This is a genomic window from Staphylococcus caseorum (genome assembly GCF_049943195.1).
Taxonomy (GTDB): domain Bacteria; phylum Bacillota; class Bacilli; order Staphylococcales; family Staphylococcaceae; genus Staphylococcus; species Staphylococcus equorum_A.
In genome coordinates, this window is record NZ_JBNFUA010000001.1 from 174,813 (window position 1) to 192,739 (window position 17,927).

At 33.7% G+C, this 17,927-nt stretch carries 21 protein-coding genes; 17 read left to right on the forward strand and 4 right to left on the reverse strand.

The annotated features are described in order from the left end of the window. Positions 1 to 28: 28 nt before the first annotated feature. The 8 genes from ACP3TL_RS00850 (at position 29) to ACP3TL_RS00885 (ending at position 7,955) form a co-directional block, all read left to right on the forward strand. Positions 29 to 1,042, forward strand: coding sequence for a LacI family DNA-binding transcriptional regulator (locus ACP3TL_RS00850; protein ID WP_285326350.1), 1,014 nt, complete (start codon positions 29 to 31; stop codon positions 1,040 to 1,042). Positions 1,043 to 1,139: 97 nt separating this feature from the next. After that, positions 1,140 to 2,300, forward strand: coding sequence for a galactokinase (locus ACP3TL_RS00855; RefSeq protein WP_285326348.1), 1,161 nt, complete (start codon positions 1,140 to 1,142; stop codon positions 2,298 to 2,300). A 35-nt stretch (positions 2,301 to 2,335) separates the two neighbouring features. Further along, complete coding sequence (galE, locus tag ACP3TL_RS00860; RefSeq protein WP_046465849.1) at positions 2,336 to 3,337, forward strand: UDP-glucose 4-epimerase GalE; 1,002 nt, start codon at positions 2,336 to 2,338, stop codon at positions 3,335 to 3,337. Between the two features lie 3 nt (positions 3,338 to 3,340). Further along, entirely contained in the window at positions 3,341 to 4,831 is a 1,491-nt protein-coding gene (gene galT / locus ACP3TL_RS00865; protein WP_046465848.1) for a UDP-glucose--hexose-1-phosphate uridylyltransferase, read from the forward strand. A 117-nt stretch (positions 4,832 to 4,948) separates the two neighbouring features. Next, a complete protein-coding gene (gene modA / locus ACP3TL_RS00870; RefSeq protein WP_046465847.1) occupies positions 4,949 to 5,734 on the forward strand; it encodes a molybdate ABC transporter substrate-binding protein in 786 nt (261 codons plus the stop codon). Between the two features lie 12 nt (positions 5,735 to 5,746). Further along, positions 5,747 to 6,418 carry a molybdate ABC transporter permease subunit gene (gene modB, locus ACP3TL_RS00875; protein ID WP_046465846.1) on the forward strand — a complete coding sequence of 224 codons (672 nt, stop codon included), beginning with the start codon at positions 5,747 to 5,749 and terminating at the stop codon, positions 6,416 to 6,418. Further along, positions 6,419 to 7,024 (forward strand): ATP-binding cassette domain-containing protein, encoded by a 606-nt coding sequence (locus ACP3TL_RS00880; RefSeq protein WP_046465845.1) that lies wholly within the window; start codon positions 6,419 to 6,421, stop codon positions 7,022 to 7,024. It begins immediately after the preceding gene. Positions 7,025 to 7,124: 100 nt separating this feature from the next. After that, positions 7,125 to 7,955, forward strand: coding sequence for an MBL fold metallo-hydrolase (locus ACP3TL_RS00885; protein ID WP_046465844.1), 831 nt, complete (start codon positions 7,125 to 7,127; stop codon positions 7,953 to 7,955). Between the two features lie 97 nt (positions 7,956 to 8,052). Here ACP3TL_RS00885 and cudC read toward each other — a convergent pair whose 3' ends face one another. Further along, positions 8,053 to 8,607: a choline uptake/conversion transcriptional regulator CudC gene (gene cudC, locus ACP3TL_RS00890; protein WP_046465843.1), complete on the reverse strand. Its 555-nt coding sequence runs from the start codon at positions 8,605 to 8,607 to the stop codon at positions 8,053 to 8,055. 272 nt (positions 8,608 to 8,879) lie between these two features. Between cudC and ACP3TL_RS00895 the strand changes: the two genes are divergently transcribed. Next, positions 8,880 to 9,884, forward strand: a complete 1,005-nt coding sequence (locus ACP3TL_RS00895) for a ThiF family adenylyltransferase (protein ID WP_046465842.1) — start codon at positions 8,880 to 8,882, stop codon at positions 9,882 to 9,884. A gap of 12 nt (positions 9,885 to 9,896) precedes the next feature. Beyond that, the gene (locus tag ACP3TL_RS00900; protein ID WP_046465841.1) at positions 9,897 to 10,397 is read left to right on the forward strand and encodes a MogA/MoaB family molybdenum cofactor biosynthesis protein; all 501 of its coding nucleotides are present in this window, start codon (positions 9,897 to 9,899) and stop codon (positions 10,395 to 10,397) included. A 190-nt stretch (positions 10,398 to 10,587) separates the two neighbouring features. Here ACP3TL_RS00900 and moaC read toward each other — a convergent pair whose 3' ends face one another. Further along, positions 10,588 to 11,073 (reverse strand): cyclic pyranopterin monophosphate synthase MoaC, encoded by a 486-nt coding sequence (moaC, locus tag ACP3TL_RS00905; RefSeq protein ID WP_046465840.1) that lies wholly within the window; start codon positions 11,071 to 11,073, stop codon positions 10,588 to 10,590. 64 nt (positions 11,074 to 11,137) lie between these two features. On the opposite strand from moaC, the gene ACP3TL_RS00910 reads away from it, so the two are divergent. The 7 genes from ACP3TL_RS00910 (at position 11,138) to ACP3TL_RS00940 (ending at position 16,013) form a co-directional block, all read left to right on the forward strand. Continuing rightward, positions 11,138 to 12,397: a molybdopterin molybdotransferase MoeA gene (locus ACP3TL_RS00910; RefSeq protein ID WP_277575613.1), complete on the forward strand. Its 1,260-nt coding sequence runs from the start codon at positions 11,138 to 11,140 to the stop codon at positions 12,395 to 12,397. Next, positions 12,394 to 12,876, forward strand: coding sequence for a molybdopterin-guanine dinucleotide biosynthesis protein B (gene mobB, locus ACP3TL_RS00915; RefSeq protein WP_046465838.1), 483 nt, complete (start codon positions 12,394 to 12,396; stop codon positions 12,874 to 12,876). The genes ACP3TL_RS00910 and mobB overlap by 4 nt, the downstream gene beginning before the upstream one ends. 5 nt (positions 12,877 to 12,881) lie before the next feature. After that, positions 12,882 to 13,334 (forward strand): molybdenum cofactor biosynthesis protein MoaE, encoded by a 453-nt coding sequence (locus tag ACP3TL_RS00920; protein ID WP_046465837.1) that lies wholly within the window; start codon positions 12,882 to 12,884, stop codon positions 13,332 to 13,334. After that, positions 13,331 to 13,564 carry a molybdopterin converting factor subunit 1 gene (moaD, locus tag ACP3TL_RS00925; RefSeq protein ID WP_046465836.1) on the forward strand — a complete coding sequence of 78 codons (234 nt, stop codon included), beginning with the start codon at positions 13,331 to 13,333 and terminating at the stop codon, positions 13,562 to 13,564. The genes ACP3TL_RS00920 and moaD overlap by 4 nt, the downstream gene beginning before the upstream one ends. A gap of 7 nt (positions 13,565 to 13,571) precedes the next feature. Beyond that, on the forward strand, positions 13,572 to 14,180 hold the full coding sequence (mobA, locus tag ACP3TL_RS00930; protein WP_046465835.1) for a molybdenum cofactor guanylyltransferase MobA: 609 nt from the start codon (positions 13,572 to 13,574) through the stop codon (positions 14,178 to 14,180). A 15-nt stretch (positions 14,181 to 14,195) separates the two neighbouring features. Continuing rightward, positions 14,196 to 15,218 (forward strand): GTP 3',8-cyclase MoaA, encoded by a 1,023-nt coding sequence (gene moaA, locus ACP3TL_RS00935; RefSeq protein ID WP_046465834.1) that lies wholly within the window; start codon positions 14,196 to 14,198, stop codon positions 15,216 to 15,218. 444 nt (positions 15,219 to 15,662) lie between these two features. Next, entirely contained in the window at positions 15,663 to 16,013 is a 351-nt protein-coding gene (locus ACP3TL_RS00940) for a SarA family transcriptional regulator (protein ID WP_069817634.1), read from the forward strand. Positions 16,014 to 16,088: 75 nt separating this feature from the next. Here ACP3TL_RS00940 and ACP3TL_RS00945 read toward each other — a convergent pair whose 3' ends face one another. Then, positions 16,089 to 17,288 carry an MFS transporter gene (locus tag ACP3TL_RS00945; RefSeq protein ID WP_046465832.1) on the reverse strand — a complete coding sequence of 400 codons (1,200 nt, stop codon included), beginning with the start codon at positions 17,286 to 17,288 and terminating at the stop codon, positions 16,089 to 16,091. A 1-nt stretch (position 17,289) separates the two neighbouring features. Beyond that, positions 17,290 to 17,724 (reverse strand): MarR family winged helix-turn-helix transcriptional regulator, encoded by a 435-nt coding sequence (locus tag ACP3TL_RS00950; RefSeq protein WP_046465831.1) that lies wholly within the window; start codon positions 17,722 to 17,724, stop codon positions 17,290 to 17,292. Positions 17,725 to 17,927: the final 203 nt, after the last annotated feature.

Genomic DNA, 17,927 nt, shown 5'->3' on the forward strand with positions numbered 1-17,927 from the left:
GTAAACAATTAAAGAGGTGAATTTCGATATGGCAAGTATACGAGATATTGCACGCGAAGCAAAGGTAAGTCCTGGCACTGTTTCACGCGTATTAAATAATGATCCAACATTGTCAGTTTCAAAAGATACGAGAGAAAGGATTCATCGTGTTGCAAATGAACTACAATATCAAAAATCGGCTAGAAAAAACAAAAGCATTCAAATCATTACCTATGCATCTCGAGCTAAAGAAATGTCAGACCCTTATTATAGAGAGATACGCTTAGCAATAGAGGCTGAAGTTAAACGTTTGAATTTGTCTTTGAAGCGTACAATTAGAATCGATGGTAACGATAAAAATCTAGATTTATATAAAGTTGACAAGGCAGGGGCAATTATCGTAGTAGGTAATTTTTCTACGGAAGCATTGAACACACTACGTGATTATAATGAAAATATAGTTGTCATTAACAATCCTAATACACCAAAATCAATAGATGCTGTCTATTCAGATTTACACTATTCTATGACCAACTTATTGAACGAAATCAAGGCATTAGGCATGAAGCAAATTGCGTATATCGGTGGTAGTCATATGATTAGAGATTTAGCCGGTACGCCGTTTTCAAATCATACAGATGTTAGATATGAAGCGTATAGAGAATGGTGCTCTGAACATCAAATTAACGAAATAACTATGATTGACGGTTGGAAAAAAGAAAATGGTGAAGAAGCTGTAAAAACATTGTTAAATGCGCATCAGTTACCTGAAGTTTTTATAGCAGGAAACGACATGATTGCTATAGGTATATTACAACAAATTCAATATGAAAAAATAGCAATTCCAAAAGATGTTAAATTGATAAGTTTTAATGATTTAGAAGTCATACAATATGCTGTGCCTTCTATAAGTAGTGTGCACATACCAGTAGATGAATTTGGTAGAACTGCAGTGAGAATGGCAGAAGAGCGCATTAATAAAACGAGACATGTTGCCATCCATGTCGTGGTAGAAGCACAGCTTAAAGAGCGGAATACTTTTAAAACAAAAAGACAAACTTAATTGACAAAACATTTAGTAAACAAGTAAACTTTAATTATGTTTACTAAAGAGAATATCATTATAGATAAAGTGATTTATATAGAAGGAGTGGGTTATTATGTTACAAGCCATGTATGATAAGTTTGAAACTTTGTTTGGCGTTAAGGCTGAAGTCAGTGCTTTTGCTCCGGGACGCATTAATTTAATAGGAGAACATACGGATTACAACGGTGGGTATGTTTTTCCAGCTGCGATTGAGTTGGGTACATATGGACTAGCTACAAAGCGAGATGATAAACTTATTCAACTTTATTCAAATAATTTTGAAGATGTTGGTATGATTACATTTACATTAGATGAATTAGAATTCGAAGCGGCACATGATTGGGCAAATTATCCTAAAGGTGTAGTTAAATATTTAACAGAACAATTCTCTGACATAGACCATGGTTTCAACATTTTAGTAGAAGGAAATATTCCAAATGGAGCAAGTTTATCATCGTCAGCGTCTATTGAATTATTAACTGGTTGGCTCATTAAGCAGTTGTTTACTTTAGATTTAGAACGATTAGCACTTATAAAAATAGGACAGCGTGTTGAAAATAAATTTATTGGTGTCAATTCAGGTATTATGGATCAATTTATTATTGGTATGGGTAAAGCTGAACAAGCAATATTACTAGATACCGCAACTTTAGAATTTGATTATGTGCCTGCCAAATTTGGAGATTATTTCATATCAATTATGAATACAAACAAGCGACGTTCCCTTACAGAAAGTAAATATAATGAACGTAGAGCACAATGTGAATCGGCATTAGCTTCGTTGCAACAAGCACTTGATATTGCATCACTAGGGGAGTTGTCATTAGAACAATTTGAACAGCATCAAGATCTTATTGAGGATGAAGTGAAGCGTCGTCGTGCAAGACACGCAGTTTCGGAGAACGAACGCACGAAAAAAGCACATAGAGCTTTAGCAGAAAATAACTTTAATCAATTTGGAAAGTTATTAAATGAATCTCACGCATCATTAAAAGAAGATTATGAAGTTACAGGGATAGAATTAGATACTTTAGCAGAAACAGCTCAGCAAGTTGATGGTGTATTGGGAGCTAGAATGACAGGTGCTGGTTTCGCAGGTTGCGCAATTGCTTTAGTGCATAAAGATAGTGTAAAACAATTGGAAAATGAAGTTTCTAAGCAATATATAGAGCACATAGGTTACGCTCCATCGTTTTATCATGTGGGTATAAGTGATGGCGTTAAATCGTTATAAGTTATTAATCAATGAGTAGAGAAAGGATTTTGTATATGTCTGTTTTAGTTTTAGGTGGCGCTGGTTATATAGGAAGTCATGCGGTAGATCAATTAATTGCAAGAGGATACAACGTTATTGTAGTAGATAATCTAGGTACAGGACATAGAGCAGCTGTGCATAGCGAAGCTACATTTTATGAAGGAGATATTCGAGACAAAGCCTTTTTAGATGATGTCATTAATAAAGAAAGCATCGAAGGTGTGTTCCATTTTTGCGCCTATTCTTTAGTTGGTGAATCTGTAGAAAAACCGTTAGCCTATTTCAATAATAATGTGCATGGATTACAAGTGTTATTAGAAGTTATGTATGGCCATCAAGTAGAACATATTATTTTTTCTTCGACAGCTGCAGTTTATGGTGAGCCAGATTCAGTACCTATTACTGAGGAAGATTCTAAAACGCCTACAAGTCCATATGGTGAAAGTAAGTTAATGATGGAGAAAATGATGCACTGGAGTCATGAAGCATATGGCGTTAATTATGCAGCGCTACGTTATTTTAATGTTGCAGGTGCTAAAGAAAATGGTGCTATTGGTGAAGACCACCGTCCAGAGACACACCTTATACCAATTGTATTAGAAGTCGCACTTGGACAAAGAGAACACTTAACAATATTCGGTGATAATTATGATACAGAAGATGGGTCATGTATTCGCGATTATCTTCATGTCGTTGATTTAATAGATGCGCATATTTTAGCGTATCAACATTTACAAAACGGCGGAGCATCTGGTGCATTTAATTTAGGAAGTAGTCAAGGTTATTCGGTATTTGAAATTCTAGAAGCTGCAAGAACAGTAACAAATAAACCTATTAAAGCAGTGGTAGGTGAAAGAAGAGCAGGCGATCCAAGTAAATTAATCGCATCAAGTGATAAGGCGCAACAAGTGCTTGGCTGGAAACCGCAACACGATAACATTAACGATATTATTAATTCAGCGTGGCAATGGCATCATCAACATCCAAATGGATATCAAGAAAATGTGGAGGGTTAATGCATGTTATTAAATCAACAATTAGTACAACAATTTGTATCACAAGCAATTTCGTATGGTGATTATGAAGAAGAAGATAGCATTTATATTCAAAACCAACTATTGCGTAATTTAAATGCAAAAGGTATTGATGATTCAGCAGTCTCTGAATTAAATAAAGATGCAACAGCAAATGAAATTACACAATATTGGATTCGCCAAGCTGTTAGTGAAAATTGTATTGAAGATGCATTATATAGTAAAGAAATTGTTGAAGCTCAAATTCTAGACTTAATTACACCACGCCCATCGGTAATTAACAGCAAGTTTAACGAGGCATATAAACAGTCACCAGAAGCGGCTACAGATTATTTTTATGACATAGCTAAACGTAATCACTATGTTAAAGAAGATGCAATTGCGAATAATATTAATTATGATGTTGCTACTGAATACGGAGATATTGAAGTCACGATCAATCTATCAAAACCTGAAAAAGATGCACAGCAAATTGCAAAAGCTAAAGAAGCACCAGCTACCGCTTATCCGAAATGTGCATTATGCATAGAAAATGAAGGTTTTAAAGGATCAGTGCTACAAGCTGCAAGAACAAATCACCGTGTGATTCGCTTGAATTTAAATGGTGCGCAGTGGGGCTTCCAATTTTCGCCATATGCCTATTTTGCTGAACATAGTATTGTTTTATCTGAACAACATGTCCCTATGGAAATCAATAAAAATACTTTCATTAACTTGTTAGATTTTATAGATCAATTTCCTCATTATTTCATTGGGTCTAACGCAGATATACCACTTGTGGGGGGATCAATTTTATCGCATAATCATTATCAAACTGGAAGACATGTATTTCCGATGGATAATGCTGCTGAAATAAATCAATTTACTATTGCTAATTATCCATCAGTTCAAGCTAGCACTTTAAATTGGCCAATGAGTGTGATTCGTTTGAAAGGTGACGATAGAGCGCAACTGATTGAAGCGGCTACTTATGTCATGACACAATGGAATCAATATTCGGATGATAGTGTGGATATTAAAGCATTTAGTAGTGATGGTGAACGTCATCATACGATTACGCCAATCGCAAGATATAGACAACAACAATATGAATTAGACATTGTCTTACGAGACAATCAAACTTCAGAACAATTCCCTGACGGCATCTTCCATCCACATAAAGACGTGCAACATATCAAGAAAGAAAATATAGGCCTAATTGAAGTGATGGGGACTGCTATATTACCAGGACGACTAAAACAAGAATTACAACAAGTTAAAGATTATTTACTAGATAAAACTCAAATAGATTTAGGAATACATCAACAATGGGCTGAAGAAATGAAACAATCATATGATATTAATGTAAATAATGTCGATGAAGTTGTAGATAAAGAAGTAGGATTTAAATTTAAACGTGTATTAGAAGATGCTGGCGTATTTAAAAATACAGAACAAGGTCATCACGCGTTTAAACGCTTTATTGAACAACTATAAAACAACACATCATAATTATAAAAAACATACGCTTACAAAAGGCCAAAGTACTATCATTTAGGTCTTTTGTTTTTTTATGAATAAGAATATAATTATAAGTGATAGGAGTTGTTTTAGATGAAAATAAAATATTTAATCGTAATGTTTATGACGCTATGTCTAGTATTAGCAGGGTGTTCAAATGGAAATAGTGAGCGCAAAAATGATAGCAATTCTGAGAAGAATGATAAAAAACAAGAATTACATATCTCAGCAGCAGCGAGTCTGACTGATACAACTAAAGAATTGAAGCGAGCATTTGAAGCAAATCATAAAGATGCAAATGTTACATTTAACTATGGTGGGTCTGGTTCATTAAGACAACAGATTGAAAAAGGTGCACCTGTAGATGTGTTTATGTCAGCAAACAAGAAAGACGTTGATGCATTACAAGATAAAGATAAAGCACAAAATACATATGAATATGCTAAAAATAAACTCGTACTTATTGGCGCGAAGGATAGTAATTATAAATCAGTAGAAACGCTACAAGAAGGCGAAAAATTAGCCATTGGCGAGGTGAATTCGGTGCCAGCCGGTAAATATGCTCAGCAATATTTAAAAGATAATAATTTATATGAACAAGTAAAACCTAATTTAGTATTTGCTAAAGACGTGCGACAAGTACTAAACTATGTTGAAAAAGGTAATGCACAATTAGGGTATGTGTATAAAACTGATTTATATCAAAGTCAGCAAAATGGCGAGAGTCATGTTAAAGAAATCAATACAGTTGATTTGAAGCAACCCATTGTTTATAAAGCAGCGACAACATCTGATAAGCAATTAGCTAAAGCATGGATCGACTTTCTTAAGACAGACGAAGCTAAAGAAATATTAGAAAAATATCAATTTGAAGCATAGGAGGTTTTAGCAATGGTAGATGTTACACCATTTTGGATATCACTCAAAGTAGCTGTTATTAGTACAATCATCGTTACTTTTATTGGTATCGTTATTTCAAGATGGCTGTATAAACGACATGGTTTTATTGCTAGAATCTTAGAAAGTATAATTATTTTACCTATTGTGTTACCACCAACAGTTATGGGATTTATTTTATTAATTGTGTTTTCACCTAGAAGTTTTATTGGCGCATTTTTTACGGATGTATTGCATTTACCAGTAGTTTTTACACTGACTGGAGCAGTTATTGCATCTGTGATCGTGAGTTTTCCATTGATGTATCAGCATACTGTCCAAGGCTTTCGAAGTATAGATAATAAAATGCTCAATACTGCACGAACGATGGGTGCAAGTGAAAACAAGATATTTTTTAAATTAATTTTACCGTTGTCAAAGCGTCCGATATTATCAGGCATTATGATGAGCTTTGCCCGAGCGATAGGAGAATTTGGTGCGACACTGATGGTTGCTGGTTACATACCTAATAAAACCAATACGTTACCTTTAGAAATATACTTTTTGGTAGAACAAGGTAAAGAAAATCAAGCATGGTTGTGGGTGATTGTCCTTGTTGCATTTGCTATTACAGTAATTGGCACAATCAATGTGTTGAATAAAGACCGTTATCGGGAGGTAGATTAGTTGTTGGCATTACATTTAGAGCATGCGCTCAAAAACACACAATTACATATGAGTCTCCAAGATACTAAACCTAAAATTTATGCAGTTAAAGGCCCATCAGGCATTGGTAAAACAACAATTTTAAATATTATAGCAGGATTGAAAAGTGCAGATAAGGCACATATAGAAGTAAATAAACGTATTTTAACTGATACGCATAACAATATAGATGTGAAAATTCAACAGCGTAATATTGGCTACTTATTCCAAGATTATCAATTGTTTCCTAATATGGATGTGTATCAGAATATAACTTTTATGGCACAACCTTCCGAACATATAGAGACCTTAATGCATCAATTAAACATTACGCATTTAAAATCACAGTTTCCAATAAGACTATCTGGAGGAGAATCCCAACGTGTGGCATTAGCAAGAACGTTAAGCACTAGACCAGACCTCATATTATTGGATGAACCATTTTCAAGCTTAGATGATACAACTAAAGATGAAAGTATTCAATTAGTAAAGCGCATATTTGAAGAGTGGCAAATACCAATTATTTTTGTAACACATTCTAAATACGAAGCAGAGGCACTGGCTCATGAAGTGATTAATATTGATTGAGATTATACACAAAAATAAATATAAATGACAAATTGAATAAGTGGCTGTTATTTTCTATATCGGAATCTAACGGTCATTTTTTAAATAAGGGGGTAAGATAATGAATATCGAGTTTTTAGGAACAGCAGGGGGTATTCCTACGCTTTATAATTCAGTATCTCAACATAAAGAATCGAGTTTGCGAACCGGCCCTGGAATATATATTCATGATATCCAATTACTAATAGATACTTCTGAGGATATATTCACTCAATTACGACGCGCTCAAATTTCTGAAATAAAACATGCTTTATACTCACATTGGCATCCTGATCATACGATGGGATTGAGGATTTGGGAGACATTAAATTATGATTTTAAAAATAAAAAACCAAATTCTAGAAAGACAAAGATATATATAACTCAGCAAGAAGTAGCAGATTTCAAAACTTATTTAGGTCATTGGAATCATTTGAATTATTTAACTCAAATTGACGTGATAGAGTTAGAAGTGGTAGAGAATGATGCTCTATTAACAATAGATGATATTCAAATAGAATGGATTCAACTTCCTGAAAGTATTGCTTTTGGTTTTTATATCAATGCCATAGAACAGAGCATATTGATTATACCTGATGAAATGAAAGGTTTCGTACCTTCACAAAAATTCAAAAACATAGATGTTGCTATATTACCTTTTGGAAGTAATGAAGTTAATCCAATTACTGGTGAACGTTTACTAGAAAACGGGGTACTAAAGGAATCAAATGAATTAAGTTTTGATGAAAGTGTTGAAATTGCTAGAGAAATAAATGCGACACACACTTATTTTACACATATAGAATCCACGGAAGGCCTCACTATGGATGATACTAAAGTGCTAGAACAACGATTATTACATAGTGGATTATCATGCACCATTGCTTACGATGGATTAAAAATCCAAACATAAAAAATTCAGCTTGAAACATTTAGGCTTATCATGCATTCTATAGACACAAAAACGCCTCCTGTCATGAAATAGGGAGGCGTTTTTGTGTTGCTATAGATTATGATTTATTTTCCGGAATTGGAAAATAATCAAATATTTCTCCTGAATTGAGCGCATCAGTTAGAGTAGATAACCAAGCATAATAGAGTTTAGAATGTTCTATTTGCTCAAAAATTTCTTGTGCTTCTTCAATGATTTCAGGTGTAGCAGTTTCTGAATGAATAATGGGATTCAATAAAGATTCAGCTTTATATATTGCTTCTGAATTCAATTTGATTTCACGTTTCCATTTTTGTGAAAAGAAGTTTCCAAAAAACGTAAAAAAGTCTTTTTCAGCAGTAAAGTGTTGTTTTCTACTTCCTCGAACAAACTCTTGTTTTACGCCATCAAATTCTTGCAGTCTTTTAACACCTGCACTCATACTGGGCTTACTCATTTGTAATTCATAACGCATTTCATCTAGTGTCATACTACTTTGTTCAAAAACCATAGTGCCATATAAATTACCTACACTACGATTGACACCATAAAGATCCATCGTTTCTCCAATTGAATTGATGACGATATCTTTTGCTTGTTCCAATAGTTGTTCATAGTCTTTTGAACGTGCCATTGATTCACCTCCATGTAATAGTTAACTTATTGTAACACGAACATATATTTAAAGGATATGCTTTATAAGTAACGTGCGCCATGATTTAGAGCGTATTAAGCGTATTAATAAAATCTTTAACCATTTCTAGTTATATCGAGCATTGTGAGTGCTTAAAATCAAAAAACTACATAGGGAATTCACTACTTTTTGTAATATTGATGGCAAACCGTTGTTACTATCGCATGCAAGATTTATAATGGATACAATGATGTATAGAGAGGGTTATTGTAGTGACAAAAGACCGCTATTCAAGACAAACGTTATTTAAACATATAGGTCCTGAAGGACAAGATAAAATCATGAATTCACACGTGCTCATTGTAGGCATGGGGGCACTTGGCACACACCTTGCTGAAAGTTTAGTTAGAGCAGGGGTTGGTACACTAACTATTGTAGACAGAGATTATATTGAATATAGTAATCTTCAAAGACAAACGTTGTTTAATGAAGCCGATGCGCTAGAAGGATTGCCCAAAGTTGTTGCTGCTAAAGAAAAATTATTAGATATTCGACAAGATTTGAAGATTCATAGTTATATTGCACATGTAAATCGTCAGTTTTTAGAGGATAATGCTGGTTCAGCTCAACTGATATTAGATGCAACAGATAACTTTGAAACGAGACAGTTGATTAATGATTTTGCTTTTCAAAAAGGCATACCGTGGATTTATGGCGGTGTAGTCCAAAGTACTTATGTAGAAACTGCTTTTATTCCAGGACACACACCATGTTTTAATTGCTTAGTGCCACAGTTACCAGCTATAAATATGACATGTGATACGGTAGGTGTAATTCAACCTGCAGTGACGATGACAACAAGTTTACAGATGAGGGATGCGCTGAAAATTTTAACAGAACAACACGTGCCGACTAAAGTAACGTATGGAGACTTATGGGAAGGGACGCACTTTACATTTGGGTTTAGTAAACTACAACGGAGCGATTGCAAAACTTGTGGCTGCAACCCTACATATCCACATTTAAATGAAACGAAACGACAGTTTGCTAGTTTGTGTGGTAGGGACACAGTGCAATACGAAAACCCTAATATTTCCCAGGAAATGCTAGAATCATTTTTAACTCAGCAAAATATTGCATACCGACGTAATCCTTATATGATTCACTTTGAATATAATGGTTATCGCATTGTTAGCTTTAAAGGCGGGAGATTACTGATTCATGGTATGACAAACCCTCAACAAGCGATTACTTTAATAAACCGATTATTCGGCTAAAGGGGTGTAAAAATGCATACAAATGTTAAGTTAGATCAAGATATAAGATGTGCAGTATTGACAGTTTCTGATACAAGAGATTATAAGACTGACAAGGGCGGTAAATTAGTAATAGAACTGTTATCGGAATTGAATGTTTCAATTGATAAGGCGCATTATAAAATAGTGAAAGATGAACAAGAAGCGATTCAAATGCAAGTTGAGCAATGGTTAAGTGAAGACATCGATGTGATTGTTACTACAGGAGGCACTGGTATTGCACAAAGAGATGTAACTATAGAAGCAGTATCCTCATTTTTCACTAAAGAAATTGAAGGATTTGGAGAGTTGTTTAGATATCTCAGTTATGCTGAGGATGTAGGTACGAGAGCATTATTGTCTCGAGCAATCGCGGGGACAGTAGGTGACAAGTTAATTTTTAGTATCCCAGGATCTACTGGAGCTGTTAAATTAGCATTGGAGAAGTTAATAAAACCAGAATTAAATCATTTGGTTAAAGAAATAACTAAATAAAAGAGGGTGACAAGAATCAAAATATGAAATTTGAAGTCTGTCCCCCTCACAAGGTTTACTAGAAAAAGGAATACAAGAGCTTGAAACAAGTACATTTAAATGTCAGACAGCTACTACAAATATAATAGTTGATGCTGAGACATGTAGTTATGCCCTAGAGACTTTATTCGAGTTGAACGCAAATATTAAATTATGCTTTACGTTGAAAATCACCAGATTTACCACCAGATTTAGAGAGTAAATAAGTTTCGCCAATGACCATACCTTTGTCTAAAGCTTTTGTCATGTCATATACAGTAAGTGCTACAGCAGTTGCAGCAGTTAATGCTTCCATTTCGACACCTGTTTTTCCAGTAGTAGACACGGTTGCTTGGATATTCAAAGTGAAAGATTGCGCATGCTTCTGCCACTGAAATTCAACATCAATACCTGTTAATGGTAAAGGATGACACATTGGAATAATATCAGCAGTGTTTTTAGCAGCCATAATACCTGCAATTTGTGCAGTGTTAAGCACATTTCCTTTTTTATTTGTATGATCAACAATTTGTTGATAGATTTCTGGGTTTACGGTAATGCTTGAATGTGCAATTGCAGTACGTTTCGTAATGTTTTTTTCAGAAACATCTACCATTTTAGCATTGCCCTGTTCATTAATATGTGTAAATTCAGACAAACATATCCCTCCTAATCGTTTTCTAGTATATCACGAAATTAATTAATATAAGGAGTAGATTTAGATGCCAGTTGAGAAAAGAAATCCAATTCCAGTCGGTGAAGCCATTGAACGTGTTGTGAGTCAAAATATTTATATGGATGAGACTACAGTGCCCCTAGATGCCAGCTTAAACCATATATTGGCTGAAGATATTGTTGCTACATACGAAATTCCACGTTTCAACAAATCACCTTATGATGGTTTTGCCATTAGAAGTAAAGATACAACGAATGCAAGTGGTGCGCACCGTCTTACTTTCAATGTGATTGACCATATTGGCGCCGGTACTGTTTCAGATAAAAAAGTTGGTGCGTTTGAAGCAGTTCGAATTATGACAGGTGCAGCGATGCCTGAAGGTGCAGACTCAGTTGTCATGTTAGAACAAACTGTAGAACAAGGACGAAGTTTCACATTACGTAAAGCATTTAAACCTAATGAGAACGTCTCTTTAAAAGGTGAAGAAACTCAAATAGGTGATGTTATTTTACAAAAAGGACAACAAATTAATCCTGGTGCCATTGCAGTATTAGCTACATATGGCTATGCACAAGTTCCTGTTTTTAAAAAACCAAGCGTAGCCGTAATTGCTACCGGCAGTGAGCTATTAGATGTAAGTGATGATTTAGAACCTGGAAAAATAAGGAATTCTAATGGACCAATGATTACTGCATTGGCTAATAAATTAGACTTACAAGTAAAACGTTATCAAATACAACAAGATGATTTAGAAAGTAGTATCCAAGTGGTTACGGAAGCAATGCAACAACATGATATTGTCATTACTACGGGTGGTGTATCAGTTGGGGATTTTGATTATTTACCACAAATATACGAAGCATTAAATGCTGAAGTCCTTTTTAATAAAATTGCTATGCGTCCGGGAAGTGTGACGACAGTAGCAGTAGCAGAAGGTAAGTATCTATTTGGTTTATCTGGAAACCCATCAGCATGCTTTACAGGCTTTGAATTATACGTTAAGCCAGCAGTTCAACATATGATGCATGCAAATGCACTCTATCCTCAAGTCGTGCAAGCTACATTGATGGAAGATTTTACAAAAGCAAACCCATTTACGAGATTTATTCGCGCGACGGTCACTTTTAACGGCAAAGAAATGACAGCAGTTCCTTCAGGATTTAACAAATCAGGTGCAGTTGTTGCAATTGCACATAGTAATGCAATGATTATGTTACCAGGTGGAACAAGAGGATATAAAAAAGGTTATACGGTAAATGTAATATTAACTGAATCACAAGCTTATGAAATGGAATGCTTTATATGATTTTACAAATTGTTGGATTGAAAAATTCTGGGAAAACGACATTAATGGCACATACAATTCAGCTGCTAAAAGAACATCATCTCACAGTAGCAACGGTGAAACATCATGGACATCATAACTCTGAGGACCATCATGATATCACATTACAAAATAATCATGTTGACCATATGAAACACTTTTATGCAGGTGCAGATCAAAGTATTGTTCAAGGTAATGCTTACCAACAAAGTGTCACCAGAACACAAAACAAAACGCTTGATGAAATCATAGATGAATCTGTTACAATAGACAGTAACGTAATATTAGTAGAGGGTTTTAAAGAAGCAAGTTACGATAAAGTGTTAGTCTACCGTGATGAAAATGACCGTAACGCACTAAATCATTTAACACATATTAAGTATGCCATTAATATATCAAAACCAGAGGCTTTACGTCAGTATGACCAATGGTTATTATCTTTTTTAATATCAAAGGAATGAATTAAATGAAGCAATTTGAAGTGACAAGCGAGCCGATACAGACAGAGCAATATAGATCTTATGTACTGAACGAACATCAAGGTGCAGTTGTTGTTTTTACAGGTCATGTAAGGGAATGGACAAAAGGAATTAAAACAGAGCATTTAGAGTATGAAGCCTATACACCTATGGCAGAAAAAAAGTTAGCTCAAATTGGCGATGAAATTTCACAACAATGGCCAGGGACACAAACAGCAATCGTGCATAGAATAGGCCCGTTAGCTATTTCAGATATTGCAGTACTCATCAGTGTTTCTTCACCACATCGAAAAGATGCTTATAGAGCAAATGAATATGCAATTGAGCGTATCAAAGAAATCGTACCTATTTGGAAAAAGGAAATATGGGAAGATGGTGCACAATGGCAAGGACATCAACATGGAAGTTATGAGGATGCGATTGAAGGAGGACAATCATGAGAGTGCTTTATTTTGCAGAAATAAAAGAAATATTAGCAAAACAATCAGAAGACATCGATTTAAGTTATGATATTACTGTAGATGAATTTATTACAGATTTATTTAAACGTTATCCTAGTATTAGCGATAAAAAATTTCAAATAGCGGTAAATGAAGAATTTGTGAAAAATGATGACATTGTCCAACCTAATGACACTGTCGCATTGATTCCACCAGTTAGCGGAGGGTAAAGAAGAGATGAAAGCAATTATACTTGCCGGAGGACAGTCAGAGAGATTCGGTGAACCTAAGGCTTTTGCACAAATTGAATCGCAAGCATTTTATGAGCGAATTATAGATGTGTTAGAAGCAACGAACATGTTTAATCAAATTATTATAAGCACCAATGAGAATCTTGCGACACAATTTGATTACCCTAATATAATTATAGATGAACACCAGAATAAAGATAAAGGGCCTTTGGCAGGTATTAGATCGGTCATGAGCCAATACCTAGAGGAAGAACTATTCTTTGTTATTTCCGTTGACACACCTATGATTACTCAAAAAGCGATAAGTAAATTATATCAATTTATGGTGGAACACCTTATTGAAGACCAATTAGATATTGCAGGTTTTCAAGAAGCGGGTAGACCGATACCTACACTTGCTTTTTACAGTCCACATACTTTAACTTACATTGATAAGGCACTGGATTCAGATGATTATAGTTTAAAGAATGTTTATACTAAAGTTGCGAGCGACTGGTTAGATGTTAACACAATTGAATCACCTGAATATTGGTATAAAAATATTAATTTCCAGCATGATTTGGACGCTTTACAACATGAAATTATAAATAGATAAAGGGGGGCTAACGATATGGTAGAACAAATCACTGATAAACTCGGGCGTCCGATACGTGACTTAAGATTGTCAGTTACAGATCGATGCAACTTCCGTTGTGATTATTGCATGCCTAAAGAAATATTTGGCGATGATTTTGTTTTCTTACCTAAAGACGAGCTTCTTACATTTGATGAAATGGTACGTATTTCGAAAGTATACACACAATTAGGCGTGAAAAAAATACGTATTACAGGCGGTGAACCATTACTCAGACGTGATTTATATAAATTAATTTATGAATTAAATCAGATTGATGGTGTAGAAGATATTGGTCTAACGACAAATGGCTTATTATTAAAAAAACACGGTCAAAAATTATACGATGCAGGTTTAAGACGTATTAATGTGAGTTTAGATGCAATCGAAGACAAAGTGTTTCAAGCGATTAATAATAGAAATATAAAAGCTTCTACAATATTGCAACAGATTGATTATGCAATTTCCATAGGATTCCACGTGAAAGTAAATGTGGTTATACAAAAAGGTGTAAATGACAATCAAATTTTACCTATGATTCAATATTTCAAAGAGAAAGATATTGAGATTAGATTTATAGAATTTATGGATGTTGGAAACGATAATGGATGGGATTTTAGTAAAGTGGTAACAAAAGATGAAATGTTAAATATGATAGAAAATGAATTTGATATTGAATCTGTTGAGCCAAAATATTTTGGTGAAGTTGCTAAATATTATCGACATAAAGATAATGGCGCACAGTTTGGCCTTATCACTAGTGTATCTCAATCTTTCTGCTCTACATGTACACGTGGGAGATTGTCATCAGACGGTAAGTTTTATAGTTGTTTATTTAGTACAGTAGATGGTTTTAATGTGAAATCATTTATGCGTGCTGGAGCAACGGATGAGGAGCTATTTGAACAGTTTAAAGTACTATGGAATGTTAGAGATGATAGATATTCAGATGAACGTACAGAACAAACCGTAGCAAATAGAAAACGCAAAAAAATTAATATGAACTATATTGGCGGTTAGAATCATTAAGTAATTGTAAAACTTACAATTAGGTTTAATATAGTTTTGACACTGATATAACATTTAATACCACAAAACGCTGAGGCAGCATAATTAAATATGCTTTCAGCGTTTTTTGTATTAAATCACAAAGTAAACAAAAATCACTCTGTTTATTTAACAAAAAGCAGTTAATATTAACCATTTTCGAATTTTAAAATAAAGCATTTTTTAATATAATCTATTAATAAAAAGTGTTTATATTTACTTTAGGGATTTAAGTAAAACAAAAAAATGCTTGGTATGTATAAGAAACGATATAAATGAAAGACAATAGTAAAAAATATTTATCTATTACTTTTAAAATAATAGATTTAATGAAGAAAATGTTATATAATATTTTCGAAGCTTATTCATTATAAAGCCATAAAAACAACAAGAAAAGACGATGAGGAGGCCATTATTATGGAAACTAAAGTATCTTATTTTATAACTTCTGAAAAAGCATTGAGTCAATTAAAGCATTGGTTGAAAACAGTTCATCATTTATCAATTGAAGAATTTGTTGTGTTGTATAAGGTTTATGAATCTAAAAAAATCAGCGGAAAGGAATTGAGAGATACACTTCATTTCGAAATGTTATGGGATACGAGCAAGATTGATGTGATTATACGAAAAATTTATAAAAAAGAACTTATGTCTAAAGTTCGTTCTGAAACAGACGAGAGACAAGTTTATTATTATTTCAATGATATTCAAACTAAAATTTTTGATGACATTATTCAAGAAATAGAAAATATTAAAGTAGCACAATAATAAAACATACGTAAAAAAGAGAACGAGAAGAAATCAACATTTGATTTCTTCCCGTTCTCTTTTTATTGTAATGAGTTAAGTTGTTTTAACTTTTCTGCCATGTAAAAAGAAATAAATCATAGCTGCTATGAGTACGATGACGGCCATAATAGCATATAATTGTGCATAAGATACGGAGGATGTCATGAATCCTAAAACATATGGTCCAAATCCAACGCCTAAATCTAGTCCGATAAAATAGGTTGAAGTTGCTATACCGTATTTAGCAGGTGGTGATACTTTAATGGCAATAGCTTGCATACAGGATGAAATATTTCCATAACCTGCGCCTAAGAACAAGCCGGCAAGAATGAGTAACCAACCATTATTTGTAATACTTAAAGTAACGAATGTAAGGATTAAGAATACAAAGGCAGGATATGCAATGACATTCTCATTTTTTTGATCCATAAGACGACCTGCAATTGGTCGAGTAATCAGTGATGCAATGGCATAGAATATAAAGAAGTAACTAGAAATCGTTACTAAATTTATCTCTTGAGCAAAGAATTGCAAGAATGTAAGTATTGAAGAATAAGTTAAACCTGAAATCAACATAATTATTGCAACCGGAATAGCTTCTTTTGCAATGTAATTATTGATATTGAATTTTTTACTCGTTGTTTTTTGAGTAGTTGTATCAGTCGTATCGAGTTTAAATTGTAAGTTTACAAAGAAAGAAATTAATAAGCTTACTACACCACAAATGAGACAAATTAAGAATAATATCTTAATTGGAAAAGCATTAATTAAAAGTAATCCAAGGAAAGGACCAATAGCTGCACCCATGACAAGACTTAAAGAAAATAAACTAATGCCTTCACTTTTTCTATCATTAGGTGTGACATAAGCGGCGATGGTACCTGTTGCCGTTGTAGTAATCCCTGTAGCGATACCGTTGATTAATCTAGTAAACATGAGTAATGCTAAAGAACCTTCTATAAAATATAATAATTGGGTAATGAGTAAAAATACTAATCCAATTAATAATATACGTTTAGGACCAACTTTATTTACATATTTACCAGTTACAAAACGTCCGATTAAAGAACCTATGATAAAGAGCCCTGTTACTAAGCCAGCGGTGCTATCTGAAACATTATATTCAGATTTAGTATAGCTGGCGATAATTACTATAAGTAAGTACATACATAAGTATATTAAAAAATTGGTTATAAAGTTTATATTAAAACTTTTTGTCCATATGGGTGATTTTGTTGTTATTGCTTGGTTCATATTACGCTTCCTCCATTTTTGTTATAGCTTCATGTATTGATTGAATGGTCTTAATTGCCTGTTTAAGATCGTCTTCAGATAATCCTGTTTCATTAATAAGCTGATCTTGTACCTTATCAACTCGAGCACTCATATTGTCATATAATAGCTGCCCTTCTTTTGAGAGCGTTAATAACTTCTCCCTTTTATCAATACCAGGTTCAATTGAAAGCAATGATTTTTCAGAAAGTACTTTTAAAATCTTACGTGTTGTCGGTTTCTCAATGGCACGGCGCTTTGATATTTGTACCAAAGTAGTAGGCGCATTATAAGTTATATCTTTAAATACCAACCATTGAGCGGGATATAGGTCAAACGCTTCAAATATAGGTTGAAACAATTTGGTGTATGGTCTATAAATTGCAATAAGGTTATTAAATATAAGATTGTTTTCCATAATGACCTCCTAATATAGTTAGCTTTGCTAACTTAATTTATAGCATACTTATTCTATTCTTTTTTAATAAAAAAATCAATAGTAGGCGATGTAAAAACATTAAAAATTAAAGAAAAAGTTTATGGAGATAAGAAATTTATTCCGTAGCGTTAGTTAAGACAAGTAAAGTGGTATACAATTTGTTAAGATATAGTCAAAGCTAA